Raw genomic sequence first — 15,043 nt, 5'->3', positions numbered from 1 at the left:
ACGATGGTCAGATCGTCGAACTTGACGTTAAGATCGCTGCGGATTCGTTACAGACCCGCAAAGAAACCGTTCGCCCCAAGGAGTGCCGTATGCAGCACAAGACCCGTCGGACCAGGCTCGTCCCGTCGTTCGCCGCCCTGCCGTTGGCACTCGCGGCGGCCCTCGCGGGCCAGGACGCGCTCGCGAGCGGCTTCCAGCTCAAGGAAAACAGCGTCCAGGGTCTGGGCCGTTCCTACGCCGGCGGCGCGTCCGCGCCGAACGACTGTTCGATGGTCGCGAACAATGCGGCGGCGATCGGCGACATCGGCAGCGAAAATTGCGTCCAGGTCGACCTCAACGTCATCAATTTCAAGACGGAATTCCACGGCAGCGGCACCGACCTGCTCGGCCGCCCGCTGACCGGCAACAACGGTGGCGACGGCGGCGTGACCAAGCCGGTCCCGGCGATCTACCTGACCCACCGCATCAACGACCAGTGGTCGATCGGAGCCTCCGTCAATGCGCCGTTCGGCTTCGAGACCGAGTACGACGACCGTTCGGTGCTGCGCTACGAGGGCGTGCTGTCCAAGCTCGAGTCGATCGACCTCAGCTTCGCGACCTCGTTCAAGATCAACGACCAGTGGTCGATCGGCGGCAGCATCATCGCCCAGCGCACGAGCGCGGAGCTGACCCAGGTCGTCGACTTCGGCACGATCCTCGCCTCGCCGACGAACGGCGCTGTGCTGCCGCAGGAAGCCGACGGCTTCGGCGGCCTCAAGGGCGACGACTGGGGCTACGGCTTCACGGTCGGCCTGCTGTGGAAGCCGACCGCGAGCGACCGCATCGGCGTCAACTTCCATTCGCAGATCGACCACACGCTCGAAGGCGACGCGCGCTTCCAGGTGCCGAGCAACATCCTGCCGCTGCTCGGCGGGGCGTTCCTCAACCAGAAGGGCCAGGCCGACTTCGACACGCCGTGGTACGTGACCGGCAGCTGGTGGCACACGTTCGACGACCGCCTCAGCTTCGGTGCCGACATCAGCTTCACGCACTGGTCGAGCTTCGAGCAACTCCTGATCAAGTACTCCGATGCGGCGATGGGGCCGTTCACGCGCGCGCAGGAATTCGCGTGGGACGACACCTGGATGTACGCGTTCGGTGGCGAGTACCGCCTCAACAACGAATGGACGCTGCGTGCGGGCGTCGCCTATGACGAGACGCCGACCAACGACGTCACGCGCACGCCGCGGGTGCCGGACGGCAGCCGCACCTGGCTCTCGGTCGGCGTCGGCTGGAAGCCGAACGCGGACTGGCGCTTCGATGCGGGCTTCGTCCACCTGTGGGTCGACGACGGCACGGTCGACCACACGACGTCGACGTTCAATCATCTGACCGGTGCGTTCCAGAGCTCCGGCAACGTGCTCGGCGTGTCGGCGCAATACGTGTTCTGACGCTCGCGCATCGGATGGGGAGGGACCGGCAGGCACCTTCGGGTGCCTGTCGCTTTTTCGGGGTCGGGGAAAGGTTACGGTGTAACCGACCGAGGCCGTGACGCGCTGGTCGGGACGAAAGCATCGCCGCTTCCGCCGCTCCCACGACATCGCGCGACCACGTAGGGCGCTACGCGCACAGCGCGTGCCGCTGCCCGGCGTGATTCCTCGCATGCGAGGTGTCAATCCGACACGCGTGCCGGACCGGATCAGCCGCCCGCGTCGCGCTTGCGTTGCTGGAAGCGACGCACCTTCGCGCCGTTGCCGCACATGCGCATGCTGCACCAGCGCCGCGTCTGGTTCTTGCTCCCGTCGTGGAACAGCCAGCCGCAGCCGTCCGGCGCCGGGCATTGCTTGAGGCGCGCCGGTTCGCCGTGCTGCAGCAGTTCGACCGCGGACGCGAGCACCTGCCACAGCGGCCGCTCGAGCGCGTCGTCGTCGTCCCAGCGCCAGTGCCAGTGCGCGCCCGGTTCGAGTCGCCGGTGCGCGAGCGCGGCGGCGGCTTCGCGGTTCAGCGCGTCGAGATCCGCGGGTGTCGGCGCGCGTCCTTCGGCGCGCGCGGCGAACACGCGCTGCAGCAGGTCGCGCAGCTCTCGCGCGCGCGCGAACACGGCCGCCGCGCGCCGCGGGTGCGCGCGCGCCACGGCGGCGAGCTGCGTCGCTGTGCGTGCGCCGAGCCCGTCGTCGCAGCCGCGCAGCCATTCGAGCAGGTCGACGTAGCCGGCGAGGTATTCGCGCGCGGCGGGGTCGAAATGCGAGGTGCGCGTGTTGACGAAGTCGAGGCAGAGGCTGCCGCCGACGCGTTCGATGCGGGCGAGTTCCGCGTTCATGGCCTTCCGAGATAACCGGTAAACGCATTTTGACAGGTTTAAAAATCCGGCGCATGCTAACCATCTAAACGCGTATGGAGGGTTATCATGGGCACGACCGAAACCGATCCCGCGCGCCGTCGCATGCTCGGCGCGATGCTCGCGGCGGGCGCCTGCGTGGTCGCGCCGACCCTGCGCGCGGCGGCGCCACGCGGCATCGACGTCGTCGGCGCGCCATCGAACCTCGGCCTCAGGCCGTTGCGTCCGGGCCATGTGCCCGGCGCGTTCCGCGCACCCGCGGCGCTGCGCGCGCGGCGCGTCGTCGAGCGGCTCGGCGCGCGCGACCGCGGCGACGTCGTCGCACCCGCCTACGATCCCGCCCCCGATGCGGCGACCGGCTACCGCAACGGTGCCGGCCTCGTCGCGTACACGCCGCGGCTCGCCGAGCGCATCGGTGCGAGCCTCGACGACGGCCGTTTCGTGCTCGTGCTCGGCGGCGACTGCAGCGTGCTGCTCGGCGGCGCGCTCGCGCTGCGCCGGCGCGGCCGCCACGGCCTGCTGTTCGTCGACGGCCACAGCGACTTCTACTTCCCGCGCGTGCCGCGGCCGCTCACCGCGGCGGGCATGGATCTCGCACTCGCGACCGGCCATGGCCCCGACGCGCTCGTCGGCATCGACGGCGGCAGGCCGTACTTCGCCGAAGGCGACACCGTCGCCTACGCGTATCGCGACCACGGCACGCCCGCTGAAGTGGAGACCGAGCGCTTCGAACGCGCCGCATTCCTGCGTCTGCCGATCGAACGCCTGCGCGGACGCGGCGTCGCCGCGACGATGGGCGAAGCGTTGCTGCGGCTCGAGCGCGACGAACTGCGCGGTTTCTGGATCCACGTCGACGTCGACGTGCTCGACCCGGCCGTGATGCCTGCGGTCGACTCGCCCGATCCGGGCGGCCTGCGCCTCGCCGAACTCGAGGATTCGCTCGCGCTCGCGCTTGCCTCACCGCGCGCGCTCGGCCTCGAGCTCACGATCTTCGATCCCGACCTCGACACCGACGGACGCCTCGCCGAACGCCTCGTCGGCCTGCTCGAACGCGCCTTCGTGCGCGCGGGGCGCTTCGGCGTCACGCTGCCCGCGGCAAGGACGACGCCGCGATGGCTGCACGCGCGACGGCCCGGCGAGCGCCGCCGTAAGGACGTCAGCGGCTGCAGTCGAACGGCAACAGGGCATCCGCAGCGGGATCGAACAGCACGGCGCCGCGCTCGTCGGCGAAGGCCAGCCCCGCGGGTGTCGCTGCGGCGCCCGTCGGCACCGAGGGCAGTGCTGCGACGGCCTTCGCCTCCCAGTTCGAGGCATCGCGGCGTACCAGTTCGTAGAGCGCGCCTGCGTCGCCGAATGCGAGCGGCGACGACCCCGCGGCGAAATAGCGATGGTTCCATTCGAGCAGGGCGACGACGCCCATTTCGCCGATCGGCACGACGCGCGCCTCGCCCTTGGCGGGAACGAACGCGAGTGCGCCGTCGTTCTCGAAACCGTCGCAACCGACCAGCCAGCCGTCGTCACCGACGCGCAGCGTCGACGTCGATCCCATCGACGCGCACCACGACGACAATGCTTCGACGGAGACGCGAGGAAGCGGTTGCCGCTTCGGCGTGTTCCAGCGGATATGCATCCGCCGGCCGTCCGCGATCGCATAGGTACCGCGACGGTGATGTTCGGTGCCGCATTCGGCGAGGCGATGGTCGAGCGTGCAGCCGTAGCAGATCCGGATGCAGGTCATTCCGGTCTTGTCGCCCACGCGCGCGTCCGCTTCCCTGGCTTGCGCCTGTTCGGGCGTCTGGGCACAGCCGAACGGATCACCTTCGAGGCCGCGGCCGGTTGCGAGCGCGAGCCGCGCCACCTCGCGCACGCGCCCGGACCAGTAGCCGGACGCGACCTCGCGCAAGGCGGCCTTGGCGTCGGCGTCGGTCGCCGCGAATCCGGCGAGGGCATTGATCGCGGCTTGCGCGGTCGGCCAGTCGATCGAGCGCAACGCATGCCGCACGAGGATGGACACGCCGGCAGGGTCGCCGAAGGCGCCGATCGCTTCGGCGGCCGCTGCGCGATTGCGGAAGTCCGCGCCGTCCAGCGCACGCTCCAGCGCTGGCAGCACGATGCGGGAATGCGGCGCGAGCTGTCGCGTGCCGCCCCACGCCAGCGCGGAAACCCCGTGGTCGAGCCACTCGACGAAGACGCGCGCGCCCGCCTCCGTTCCCGTTGCGACCAGCGCGCGCTGCGCCGCGAACGCGACGCGCGCGTCGGGCGCGTGCGCATACAGGGTCAGCACGTCGGCCAGCGAAGCCGCACGCGGCCCCACCGGCGGCAGCATCTCGATCCATTCCGCCTTGCGCGACAGGGAAACCGAGGTGTCATCGAGGCGGCGGCGCAATATCGCCAGCTCATCGGCAGGGATCGTCGGAGACGCGCAGCCTTGAACGAGTTCTCCCCATTGCGACACGAGGACGTCGTCGGGCCAGGTCCGCTGCACGTCGAGGCTCTGGCGCCACAACCACGTGGTGACGGCGGCGTCGCAGCCGTTCTCCCGATGCGATGCGGGCATCGCGGCCGGTGGCACCAGTCGCGCGAGTGCGCCCGCCGTCCACTGCTCGCAGGTTACCCGCGACAGCGCGGTCCGGCTCCAGGGGTCGTGCAGCGATTCGATGAACGGTGCGGCGGCGCGAGCTCCGTTGCCGACGAGCCCGATGGCGGACAGCGCGACGGCTCGTTGTTCGGGTGTCCCGTCGCGCGCGGCCAATGCGAGGTCGCGCAGTTCGGGCGGAACCTGCGCGAAGCCATCGCCTTTGTCATTCCGGCCGCCCCGCAGTCGCTGCCCGGCACGCGGATCGGGTGCGTCGCACGGCGTGCTCGCGGCGGCGACGGACGCGCCAAGGTCGTGCGCGAGCTCGGCGGCGAGCGTGACGCCGGCCTGGTCGAGCCCGCCGATGTACGCGGGATCGTGATACTGCTGCAGGCGGGCCAACGACGACGGTTGCACCGCATTCGCGGCCGATGCCGCAAGCGCTAGCAGGATCGTCGCGCAGTGCGGCAACGGGCGTCGTAGCACGGTCGAGGCGAGCGCGCGGCCGATCATTCGCCGGACCGCGGACGCACCGTCATTCGCCGAGCGTGAGCAGCGACGCGTTGCCGCCCGCCGCGGTCGTGTTGATCGTCAACGTGCGTTCGGTCGCGAAGCGCACGAGGTAGTGCGGGCCGCCGGCCTTCGGGCCGGTGCCGCTCAGGCCTTCGCCGCCGAACGGCTGCACGCCGACGACCGCGCCGATCTGGTTGCGGTTGACGTAGCAGTTGCCGACCTTCGCACGGCGCGCGATGTGCTCGATCGTCGCGTCGATACGGCTGTGCACGCCGAGCGTGAGGCCGAAGCCGGTCGCGTTGATCGCATCGATGACCTTGTCGAGTTCGCTGCCCTTCCAGCGCAGCACGTGCAGCACCGGGCCGAACACTTCCTGGGTGAGCAGCGACAGCGACGGGATCTCGTACGCGCGCGGTGCGAAGAACGTTCCGTGCTCCGCGCCGGCGTCGAGCTTGGCCTCGTTGATCTTCTTCGCCTTGCGGTCCATGCGCGCGGCGTGCTCGACGAGGAACGTACGCGACGGTTCGTCGATGACCGGGCCGACGTCGGTCGACAGCTTGGCCGGGTCGCCGACGACGAGCTCGTCCATCGCGCCCTTGAGCATCGCGATGACCTTGTCGGCGATGTCTTCCTGCACGTACAGCACGCGCGCGGCCGAGCAGCGCTGGCCGGCGGAATCGAACGCCGACGCGAGCACGTCCTTGACGAGCTGCTCGGGCAGCGCCGAGGAGTCGGCGATGAGCGCGTTCTGGCCGCCGGTTTCGGCGATCAGCGCGGCGATCGGCGCGTTGCGCGCGGCGAGCGTGCGGTTGATCGTCCAGGCGGTCTCGGTCGAGCCGGTGAAGCACACGCCGGACACGTCGGGCTTGGTCAGCAGCGTGTTGCCGATCATCGAGCCCTTCGCCGGCACGAACTGCAGCACGGCCTCGGGTACGCCGGCTTCGTGCAGCAGTTTCACCGCGGCGCAGCCGACGAGCGTGGTCTGGTCGGCCGGCTTGGCGATCACCGCGTTGCCCGCGGCGAGGCCGGCGGCGACCTGGCCCATGAAGATCGCGAGCGGGAAGTTCCACGGGCTGATGCAGACGAATACGCCGCGGCCGCGCAGGAACAGCTGGTTCGATTCGCCGGTCGGGCCGGGCAGTGCCTCGGGCGTGCCGAACAGCTTGCGCGAGAGGGCCGCGTAGTAGCGGCACATGTCGGCCGCCTCGCGCACTTCGGAGATCGCGGCCGGGATCGTCTTGCCCGCCTCGCGCACGCACAGCGCGATGAACTCGCCGCGGCGCTGCTCGAGCAGGTCGGCCGCGTGTTCGAGGATCGTGGCGCGGCTCGCGGCCGGCAATGCGTCCCAGTCGGGCTGCGCGGCGACCGCGTTGGCGAGCGCCTTCTCGATCGTCGCGGCGTCCGCGTTGCGCGTCTCGCCGACGACTTCGCGGCGATCGCCCGGGTTCGTCACCGCGCGCGGCGCTTCGCCGGTCTTCGCGCCGGGCACGAGCGGCGCCGCGGTCCACGGCGCGCGTGGCGCGTTGACGGCTTCGGCGAGGGCCTTGAGTTCGTTGTCGTTGGCGAGGTTGACGCCCATGGAATTCTTCCTGGATGCATGGGTTGGGCTCTGCGCAAGCGCAGAGCCGCCGTAGAGGCCGACCGGCAGCGGGATGCGCGGGTGCGGCTTGGAGGAGAACGCGCGCACCGTTTCGCACGGGTCGGCGACGAGGTCGCGGATCGACACGTTCTCGTCGACGACGCGATTGACGAACGAGGTGTTGGCGCCGTTCTCGAGCAGGCGCCGCACGAGGTACGGCAGCAGGTCCTCGTGGCTGCCGACCGGCGCGTACACGCGGCACGGAGCGTCGAGGTGCTTCTCGCCAATGACTTCCGCGTAGAGGTCGGCGCCCATGCCGTGCAAGCGCTGGAACTCGAACGGTCGCTTCTGCGCGTAGTGGTGGATCGCCGCGATCGTGTGCGCGTTGTGCGTCGCGAACTGCGGATAAATGAGGTCCGCGCCGGCCGCGAACAGGCGCCGCGCACAGGCGAGGTAGGACACGTCGGTGTTCGGCTTGCGCGTGTAGACCGGGTAGCCGGACAGGCCCTGTTCCTGCGCGCGCTTGATCTCCGAGTCCCAGTACGCGCCCTTGACCAGGCGCACGCACCAGCGGCGACCGGCCTTGCGCGCGGTGTCGGCGAGCCAGTCGATCACGAACGGGCAGCGCTTCTGGTACGCCTGCACGGCGAGGCCGAAGCCGTTCCAGCCCGCGAGCGAGGCATGCGCGAACACCGCGCCGATCACTTCGAGCGAGAGTTCGAGGCGGTCCGACTCCTCGGCGTCGACGGTCATGCCGATGCCGTTCGCCTTGGCGAGCTGGGCGAGTTCGAGCAGCTTCGGCGTGAGTTCAGCGTGCACGCGCGCGCGCTTGGCGACCTCGTAGCGCGGATGCAGCGCCGACAGCTTGACCGAGATCGACGGCGCGTCGAGCACGCTGTCGAACGGCCCGCGGCGGCCGAGCGCGTCGATCGCGTCCTTGTAGGCGCGGTGGTAGCGCTCGGCGTCGGCGGCGGTGAGTGCGGCTTCGCCGAGCATGTCGTAGGAATAGCGGTAGGCCGCGTTGTCCTTCTGCGCCGAGCGGTCGAGCGCTTCCTCGATCGTGCGGCCCATGACGAACTGGTGGCCCATGATGCGCATCGCTTGGCGCACTGCGAGGCGGATCACCGGTTCGCCGGCGCGGCCGACGAGACGCTTGAACGCGCCGGTGAAGTCGCGCCGCGTCTCCTCGGCGAGCGCGACGAGGTGGCCGGTGAGCATGAGGCCCCAGGTCGACGCGTTGACGAACACCGACTCGCTCGTACCGAGGTGCTTCTTCCAGTCCGCCTCGCCGAGCTTGTCGCGGATGAGCTTGTCCGCGGTGAACGTGTCCGGGATGCGCAGCAGTGCCTCCGCCACGCACATGAGCAGCACGCCTTCCTCGCTGGAGAGGTCGTACTGGCGCATGAACGATTCGACCGCGCTCTGCTCACCCGCGCGTGCCCGCACGCGGGCGACGAGCTCGGACGCGCGCGCGAGTACGAGTTCGCGCTCGGCCGGCGGCAGCGTCGCCTGCGCGAGCAGGTCGTCGACGGCGTCGCTTTCGTCGCGCGCCCAGGCGGCGGTGATGCGGGCCCAGACGGGGTCGGGGGCGGGCGGGAGTTCGGGCAGCAGCGATGCGCTCAAGGGCCGGTCTCGGGTGCTGGGGAGCACCGGCGGACGGCGGCCGGTGCGGGGACTGGGCAAACGCCAGGATCGCCTAGTGTAGTGAGCGCGCGGCGACCGGCCAAGAACCGCGCGCGAGGGCCTGCCCGGCCCGGCCGGTGCGGCGCTTTGTCGCGCCCGGGCGCGCCGCAGCCGCCTGCGGCGCGACCCCGCGTGGTTGCCGCTGCCGCGCGCGCTCCACTATCATTGACGGGTTACGCTCCCGACGTTTGGCGCGTCCGGCATCGGTCGCGCGGTCGTCGCGGCGACCGCGCAATGGGGCGCGTCCGAGCAAAACCAGAAAGGTGATGGCGATGATTTCATCCGGGGTCCTGCGCGCCTGCCGCGCGTTCGCGGTACTCGCGTTGCTGGCGAGCGGAACGGCGTTCGCGAATCCGCAGCCGTGGCAGCTCAACATGGCTCCGGGTGCGACCTCGATCTCGCAGCGCATCCATGGCGTGCACATGCTCGCGTTCTGGGTCTGCGTAGCGATCGGCATCGTCGTGTTCGGCGCGATGATCGTCGCGATGGTCCGCTTCCGCAAATCGAAGGGCGCGGTCGCGGCGAAGTGGACCCACAACACCACGATGGAAGTGATCTGGACGGTCGTGCCGATCGTCATCCTCGTCGTGATGGCGTGGCCGGCGACCAAGCTGCTCGTCGACATGGCCGAGGCGAAGGGCTCGGACATGACGATCAAGATCACCGGCTACCAGTGGAAGTGGCGCTACGAGTACGTCGACTACTTCAAGAAGGCGTCTAGCGTGAACTTCGTGTCGAGCCTCGATGCCGACTCGAACAAGGCGCGCCAGCTCGGTTCGGGCATCGACCCGCACTCGATCAAGGACGGCGACTTCCCCAGCTACCTCCTCAACGTCGACAAGCCGCTCGTGCTGCCGGTCGGCGTGAAGGTGCGTTTCGTGATCACCGCCGACGACGTCATCCACGCATGGTGGGTGCCGAGCCTCGGCTGGAAGCAGGACGCGATCCCGGGAATCATCAACGACAACTGGACGCAGATCGACCAGCCGGGCATCTACCGCGGCCAGTGCGCGGAACTGTGCGGCAAGGACCACGGCTTCATGCCGATCGTCGTGAAGGCGGTGCCGAAGGCCGAGTTCGAGCAGTGGCTGGCCGGCCAGGAAGCCGCCGAAGCCGCCGAGAAGGCCGGCGCGACCGCGCAGGCGACGCCGGCGCCGGCATCGCAGGGCTGACGAGCAATCCGTGCGTTCACCCGTGAACGCGAAAGCATTCGACAACTTGTGCGTTCATCCGTGAACGCGAGAGCAGAGCGAAAAGCGACCATCCGTGGCCGCACTTTTCAATAGAGGTTCCAAGGCCATGGCCGCTGCCAATCCCGCGATCGATCACGACGCCCACGACGACCACGATCACAAGCCGGAAGGCTTCCTGCATCGCTGGCTGTTCACGACGAACCACAAGGACATCGGCACGCTGTACCTCGTGTTCTCGCTGCTGATGTTCTTCATCGGCGGCTCGATGGCGATGGTCATCCGCGCGGAACTCTTCAAGCCGGGCATGCAGCTCGTGCAGCCGGAGTTCTTCAACGAAATGACGACCATGCACGCGCTGATCATGATCTTCGGCGCGGTCATGCCGGCGTTCGTCGGCCTCGGCAACTGGATGATCCCGCTGATGATCGGTGCGCCGGACATGGCGCTGCCGCGCATGAACAACTGGTCGTTCTGGATCCTGCCGTTCGCGTTCTTCCTGCTGATCTCCGAGATCTTCATGCCCGGCGGCGGCCCGCAGGGCGGCTGGACGATGTACCCGCCGCTGTCGCTCGAGGGCGGCACCAACGTCGCCTTCATGATCTTCGCGGTGCACCTCATGGGCATCAGCTCGATCATGGGCGCGATCAACATCATCGCGACGATCCTCAACATGCGCGCGCCGGGCATGGACCTGCTCAAGATGCCGGTGTTCGTGTGGAGCTGGCTGATCACCGCGTTCCTGCTCATCGCGGTCATGCCGGTGCTCGCCGGCGCGGTCACGATGTTGCTGACCGACAAGTTCTTCGGCACGAGCTTCTTCAACGCGGCCGGTGGCGGCGACCCGGTGATGTTCCAGCACATCTTCTGGTTCTTCGGGCACCCCGAGGTCTACATCATGATCCTGCCGGCGTTCGGCATCGTGTCGGAGATCATCCCGACCTTCAGCCGCAAGCCGATCTTCGGATACCAGGCGATGGTGTACGCGATCGCGTCGATCGCGTTCCTCTCGTTCATCGTCTGGGCGCACCACATGTTCTCGGTCGGCATGCCGCTCGGCGGCGAGCTGTACTTCATGTACGCGACCATGCTCATCGCCATCCCGACCGGCGTGAAGGTGTTCAACTGGGTGTCGACGATGTGGGGCGGCTCGATGACGTTCGAGACGCCGATGCTGTTCGCCATCGCATTCGTCATCCTGTTCACGATCGGCGGCTTCTCCGGCGTCATGTGCGCGATCGTGCCGGCCGACTTCCAGTACCAGGACACCTACTTCGTCGTCGCGCACTTCCACTACGTGCTGGTCACCGGCGCGATCTTCGCGATCATGGCGTCGACCTACTACTGGCTGCCGAAGTGGTGCGGGAACATGTATTCGGAGAAGTGGGGCAAGATCCACTTCTGGTCGAGCGTGATCTCGGTCAACGTGCTGTTCTTCCCGCAGCACTTCCTCGGCCTCGCCGGCATGCCGCGCCGCATCCCCGACTACAACGTCGCGTTCGCCGACTTCAACATGATCTCGTCGATCGGCGGCTTCTGGTTCGGCGCGAGCCAGCTGATCTTCGTCGGCGTGGTCATCCACGCGGTCTACTTCTCGAAGAATCGCGCGACGACGCAGGTGTGGGAAGGCGCGCACGGCCTCGAGTGGACCGTGCCGTCGCCGGCGCCGCACCACACGTTCACGGTGCCGCCGGTGATCCGCGACGACGTGCTCGCCCACGGCGACGTGACGCATTGAGTGGTGCGATCGTCCGTGATCGCTGGTTCGATGGAGGTGACGTCGGTTCGAAGCGGCGTTTGAATTTGCTGGTCCAGGAGCGGCCTTCCATGGCCGCACTATTGAAGTAAAGCACGCTGCGAACCGACGACGAGGCAATGAAACAACAGCTTGCCAATGACGAACGCCCTGCAGGCCGCGCGCGGGCGCGCCGCACCGCGCTCGTCATCGGGCTGGTGGCGGTCGCGATCTACCTGATCGCGATCGGCGACGTCGTGCTGCGCCGATGAATGCGGGGAACCGCAATCTCGGCGTGCTGAAGACGGCCGGTGTCGTGGTCGCCTGCGCGTTCCTGTTCGGTTTCGCGATGGTGCCGCTGTATCGCGTCGTGTGCGAACACGTGCTCGGCATCAAGCTCGCGCCGGGCGCAGTCGACCGCAGTCGCGTCGCGGGCCTGGTCGAGGACGTGAACCGCACCGTGCGGGTTCAGTTCGTGACCGGCGTCAACAGCAAGCTGCCGTGGTCGTTCACGCCGGAGCTCTCCGGCGTCGACGTGCACCCCGGCAAGCTGACCGAAGTGTGGTTCGACGCGACCAACAACGGCGGCGACGCGATCGTCGGCAACGCGGTGCCGAGCATCGCGCCGAGCGATGCGTCGGCGTTCTTCAACAAGACCGAATGCTTCTGCTTCACCGAGCAGGTGCTGAGGGCGGGCGAATCGCGCCGCATGCCGGTGCGCTTCTACGTCGACCCGCAGCTGCCGCAGGGCGTGCGCGAGCTGACCCTGTCGTACACTTTCTACGCGAACGAAGCGGCCACCGTGCGGCTGTCCGCCGAGCAACACCCCAAGACGGGCTCGCCGCTGCCGGCGGCGGGCTGACTCCAGGCAAATTGACGCAACGATCGGGACCAGCCGCCATGGCGCAAACACAAGGTGCTTACTACGTTCCCCACGGCAGCCATTGGCCGATCATCGGCTCGTTCGGCCTGCTCGGTACGGTCGGCGGCGCGGGCCTCTGGCTCAACGAGGCCGACATCGGCAAGCCGATCATGGCCGTCGGCATCGCCCTGCTGCTGTTCATGATGTTCGGCTGGTTCGGCACGGTCATCCGCGAGTCGATCGGCGGCAAGTACAACAAGCAGGTCGACACCTCCTTCCGCATGGGGATGATCTGGTTCATCTTCTCGGAAGTGATGTTCTTCGCGGCGTTCTTCGGCGCGCTGTTCTACGCCCGCACCTACTCGGTGCCGTGGCTCGGCGGCGCCGGCCATGGCGCGCTCACCAACCACTACCTGTGGCCCGCGTTCTCGGCCGCGTGGCCGACCAACGGCCCGGCTGGTGTCGGCGGCGCGTTCTCGACGATGTCGCCGTGGGGCATCCCGCTGCTCAACACCCTGTTGCTGCTGTCGTCGGGCGTCACGATCACGATCGCCCACCACGCGCTGCGCGCCGGCAACCGCAAGCAGCTGCTCGTGTTCCTCGCGCTCACCGTCGTGCTCGGCGTGATCTTCCTCGGCTTCCAGGCGCACGAGTACGCCGAAGCCTACGGGCATCTCAACCTCACGCTCGGCAGCGGCGTCTACGGCAGCACGTTCTTCATGCTCACCGGCTTCCACGGCATGCACGTCACGCTCGGGGCGATCATGCTCACGGTGATCTGGTTCCGCTGCGCGAAGGGTCACTTCACCAAGGACAACCACTTCGGTTTCGAAGCGGTCGCCTGGTACTGGCACTTCGTCGACGTGGTCTGGCTCGGCCTGTTCCTGTTCGTGTACGTGCTGTAAGAACAGGGCTGAGGGCTGAGGGCTGAGGGCTGGGGGCTCGACACCGCGCCCTCGGCTCTCGCGATCGCGGGACCGCAACACAATGACGGACGGCAAACGGAGCGCGTCGGCTTGCAGCCTTCGCGCCGCGCGAATCAGCCGCCCACGCCGTGCGGGCGGATGATGCCGGTCCAGATGCCGAGCATGACGAGCGCGATCAGCAGCACCGACAGCGCGATGCGTCGCGTGAGCGCTTTCAGCGTGCGGTCCGTGCCGCCCTTGTCGGTGATCATGAAAAACAGGCCGGCGCCCAGGTTGTAGACGATGGCGAGAAAGAACACGACGATCAGGACGGTGCCGAGCATGGCTTGCGCTTCCGGCCGGAACGCGGTTCCGGCTGCCTCGCCGATTATAGCGCCGCCTCTCCGTGGCTAGGCGCGCGCATCCGACGGCGATCGCGGCGACACTCGCGGGTATCGCATTGTTCCTCGCGCTCGGTACCTGGCAGGTCCGTCGTGCTCACGAGAAGGAAGCGCTGTTCGCCGCGTTCGACGGCGCCGCGCACCAGCCACCGGTGCCGCTCGAGCAGGCACGGCGTGAAGCGGGCGCGCGCTATCCGCTCGTCGAGGTGAAGGGCCGCTTCGATCCGCTGCACGCCTACGTGCTCGACAACCAGGTGCGCGACGGTCGGCCGGGCGTGATGGTCTACGACGTGTTCGAGCCGGCCGCGGGCGGCACCGCAGTGCTCGTCGACCGTGGTTTCCTCGCGCGCGACGCGCGCGGCGAGATGCCGACGATCCCGCCGCCGCCGGAAGGCGCGCAGACCGTGCGCGCGCTGTACGCGCCGCCGCCCGGGAGCGGCCTGCGCCTCGGCGGCGACGCGTTGCCGCACCAGGTGAACTGGCCGAAGACGACGATCTACCTCGACCTCGCCGAGGTCGGCGCCGATCTCGGCCGCCCGCTCGACACGCGCGTGCTGCTGCAGCTGCCGGGCGAGGAGGTCACCACGTTCGTGCGCGAATGGAAGCCCGAAGTGTTCCCGCCCGAGCGGCACTACGGCTACGCGTTCACCTGGTACACCTTCGCCGCGGTCGTCGCGGCGACGTTCTTCATCCTGCACCGGCCCTCGCGCCGGTCACCGCACGAGAAACCGCGATGACTCCCCGCACGCGCAACCGGATTGGCCTGATCCTGATCCTGCTGCTGTTCGCCGCCCCGCTCGTGACCGCGTACGTGCTCAACGCGTTCGGCTGGCGCCCCGCGGGCACGCGCAACTACGGCACGATGATCGAACCGCCACAGGACCTCGCGAACGCACGCTTCGTGCACGACGACGGCAGCGTGCTCGCCTGGAAGGACGCCGAATGGTCGTGGACGGTGTTCGCGATCCCGGGGCCGGCTTGCGCGAAGGCGTGCATCGAGCGCATCGACGAACTGCGCCGCGCGCGCCTCACGCTGAACCAGAATGCGTACCGCGTGCGCGTCGTCGTACTCGGCGAATTGCCGGCGGACACGCGCGAAGCCCTGAAGCCGGTGACCACCGCGCGCGACGTCGACGGCCGCCTCGCAGGCCTGCGTCCCGCCGGCGCGGACGAGGTCGCGGTCGCATTCGCCGATCCCCACGGCTTCCTCGTGCTGCGCTATCCGGTCGACTACGACGCCAATAAGCTGCGCAAGGATCTCGCGCGGCTCGTGAAGAACTGAC

Annotated in this window: 12 protein-coding genes and 1 pseudogene; 9 read left to right on the top strand and 4 right to left on the bottom strand. The window is 68.7% G+C overall.

Annotated features, from left to right (window positions below; all coding sequences use genetic code 11):
- Positions 1 to 89 precede the first annotated feature (89 nt).
- Positions 90 to 1,430, top strand: coding sequence for an OmpP1/FadL family transporter (locus FHW12_RS06930; protein WP_182530285.1), 1,341 nt, complete (start codon positions 90 to 92; stop codon positions 1,428 to 1,430).
- Positions 1,431 to 1,678: 248 nt separating this feature from the next.
- On the opposite strand, the gene FHW12_RS06925 is transcribed toward FHW12_RS06930, so the two are convergent.
- Positions 1,679 to 2,299: a CGNR zinc finger domain-containing protein gene (locus FHW12_RS06925; protein ID WP_182530284.1), complete on the bottom strand. Its 621-nt coding sequence runs from the start codon at positions 2,297 to 2,299 to the stop codon at positions 1,679 to 1,681.
- 87 nt (positions 2,300 to 2,386) lie between these two features.
- On the opposite strand from FHW12_RS06925, the pseudogene FHW12_RS21775 reads away from it, so the two are divergent.
- Positions 2,387 to 3,328: pseudogene (locus tag FHW12_RS21775) on the top strand (arginase family protein); the annotation flags it as partial.
- A 145-nt stretch (positions 3,329 to 3,473) separates the two neighbouring features.
- On the opposite strand, the gene FHW12_RS21065 reads toward FHW12_RS21775, so the two are convergent.
- The gene (locus tag FHW12_RS21065; RefSeq protein WP_220484361.1) at positions 3,474 to 5,405 is read right to left on the bottom strand and encodes a HEAT repeat domain-containing protein; all 1,932 of its coding nucleotides are present in this window, start codon (positions 5,403 to 5,405) and stop codon (positions 3,474 to 3,476) included.
- Positions 5,406 to 5,427: 22 nt separating this feature from the next.
- Entirely contained in the window at positions 5,428 to 8,607 is a 3,180-nt protein-coding gene (gene putA, locus FHW12_RS06915) for a bifunctional proline dehydrogenase/L-glutamate gamma-semialdehyde dehydrogenase PutA (RefSeq protein ID WP_259392921.1), read from the bottom strand.
- A 332-nt stretch (positions 8,608 to 8,939) separates the two neighbouring features.
- On the opposite strand from putA, the gene coxB reads away from it, so the two are divergent.
- The 5 genes from coxB to FHW12_RS06895 all read left to right on the top strand — a co-directional run bounded on the left by coxB (position 8,940) and on the right by FHW12_RS06895 (position 13,359).
- Complete coding sequence (gene coxB, locus FHW12_RS06910) at positions 8,940 to 9,839, top strand: cytochrome c oxidase subunit II (RefSeq protein ID WP_182530282.1); 900 nt, start codon at positions 8,940 to 8,942, stop codon at positions 9,837 to 9,839.
- 148 nt (positions 9,840 to 9,987) lie between these two features.
- Entirely contained in the window at positions 9,988 to 11,595 is a 1,608-nt protein-coding gene (gene ctaD / locus FHW12_RS06905; RefSeq protein ID WP_428993622.1) for a cytochrome c oxidase subunit I, read from the top strand.
- Positions 11,596 to 11,732: 137 nt separating this feature from the next.
- Positions 11,733 to 11,864, top strand: coding sequence for a hypothetical protein (locus FHW12_RS21215; RefSeq protein WP_259392920.1), 132 nt, complete (start codon positions 11,733 to 11,735; stop codon positions 11,862 to 11,864).
- Positions 11,861 to 12,454, top strand: coding sequence for a cytochrome c oxidase assembly protein (locus FHW12_RS06900; RefSeq protein WP_182530280.1), 594 nt, complete (start codon positions 11,861 to 11,863; stop codon positions 12,452 to 12,454). Before FHW12_RS21215 ends, FHW12_RS06900 begins: the two co-directional genes overlap by 4 nt.
- Positions 12,455 to 12,492: 38 nt before the next feature.
- On the top strand, positions 12,493 to 13,359 hold the full coding sequence (locus tag FHW12_RS06895) for a cytochrome c oxidase subunit 3 (protein WP_182530279.1): 867 nt from the start codon (positions 12,493 to 12,495) through the stop codon (positions 13,357 to 13,359).
- Between the two features lie 134 nt (positions 13,360 to 13,493).
- On the opposite strand, the gene FHW12_RS06890 is transcribed toward FHW12_RS06895, so the two are convergent.
- Positions 13,494 to 13,703, bottom strand: coding sequence for a twin transmembrane helix small protein (locus tag FHW12_RS06890; RefSeq protein ID WP_182530278.1), 210 nt, complete (start codon positions 13,701 to 13,703; stop codon positions 13,494 to 13,496).
- Positions 13,704 to 13,765: 62 nt separating this feature from the next.
- On the opposite strand from FHW12_RS06890, the gene FHW12_RS06885 reads away from it, so the two are divergent.
- Positions 13,766 to 14,497, top strand: coding sequence for an SURF1 family protein (locus FHW12_RS06885; RefSeq protein WP_182530277.1), 732 nt, complete (start codon positions 13,766 to 13,768; stop codon positions 14,495 to 14,497).
- On the top strand, positions 14,494 to 15,042 hold the full coding sequence (locus FHW12_RS06880; protein WP_182530276.1) for a hypothetical protein: 549 nt from the start codon (positions 14,494 to 14,496) through the stop codon (positions 15,040 to 15,042). Before FHW12_RS06885 ends, FHW12_RS06880 begins: the two co-directional genes overlap by 4 nt.
- Position 15,043 lies beyond the last annotated feature (1 nt).

This window comes from Dokdonella fugitiva, assembly GCF_014138265.1.
GTDB lineage: Bacteria > Pseudomonadota > Gammaproteobacteria > Xanthomonadales > Rhodanobacteraceae > Dokdonella_A > Dokdonella_A fugitiva_A.
This window is presented reverse-complemented; position numbering and strand designations above follow the sequence as displayed.

Excerpts from the sequence above, each read along its gene's own strand:
- FHW12_RS06930 (WP_182530285.1), top strand. The coding sequence starts at position 90 with ATGCAGCACAAGACCCGTCGGACCAGGCTCGTCCCGTCGTTCGCCGCC.
- FHW12_RS06925 (WP_182530284.1), bottom strand. The coding sequence starts at position 2,299 with ATGAACGCGGAACTCGCCCGCATCGAACGCGTCGGCGGCAGCCTCTGC.
- FHW12_RS21065 (WP_220484361.1), bottom strand. The coding sequence starts at position 5,405 with ATGATCGGCCGCGCGCTCGCCTCGACCGTGCTACGACGCCCGTTGCCG.
- coxB (WP_182530282.1), top strand. The coding sequence starts at position 8,940 with ATGATTTCATCCGGGGTCCTGCGCGCCTGCCGCGCGTTCGCGGTACTC.
- FHW12_RS21215 (WP_259392920.1), top strand. The coding sequence starts at position 11,733 with ATGAAACAACAGCTTGCCAATGACGAACGCCCTGCAGGCCGCGCGCGG.
- FHW12_RS06900 (WP_182530280.1), top strand. The coding sequence starts at position 11,861 with ATGAATGCGGGGAACCGCAATCTCGGCGTGCTGAAGACGGCCGGTGTC.
- FHW12_RS06895 (WP_182530279.1), top strand. The coding sequence starts at position 12,493 with ATGGCGCAAACACAAGGTGCTTACTACGTTCCCCACGGCAGCCATTGG.
- FHW12_RS06890 (WP_182530278.1), bottom strand. The coding sequence starts at position 13,703 with ATGCTCGGCACCGTCCTGATCGTCGTGTTCTTTCTCGCCATCGTCTAC.
- FHW12_RS06880 (WP_182530276.1), top strand. The coding sequence starts at position 14,494 with ATGACTCCCCGCACGCGCAACCGGATTGGCCTGATCCTGATCCTGCTG.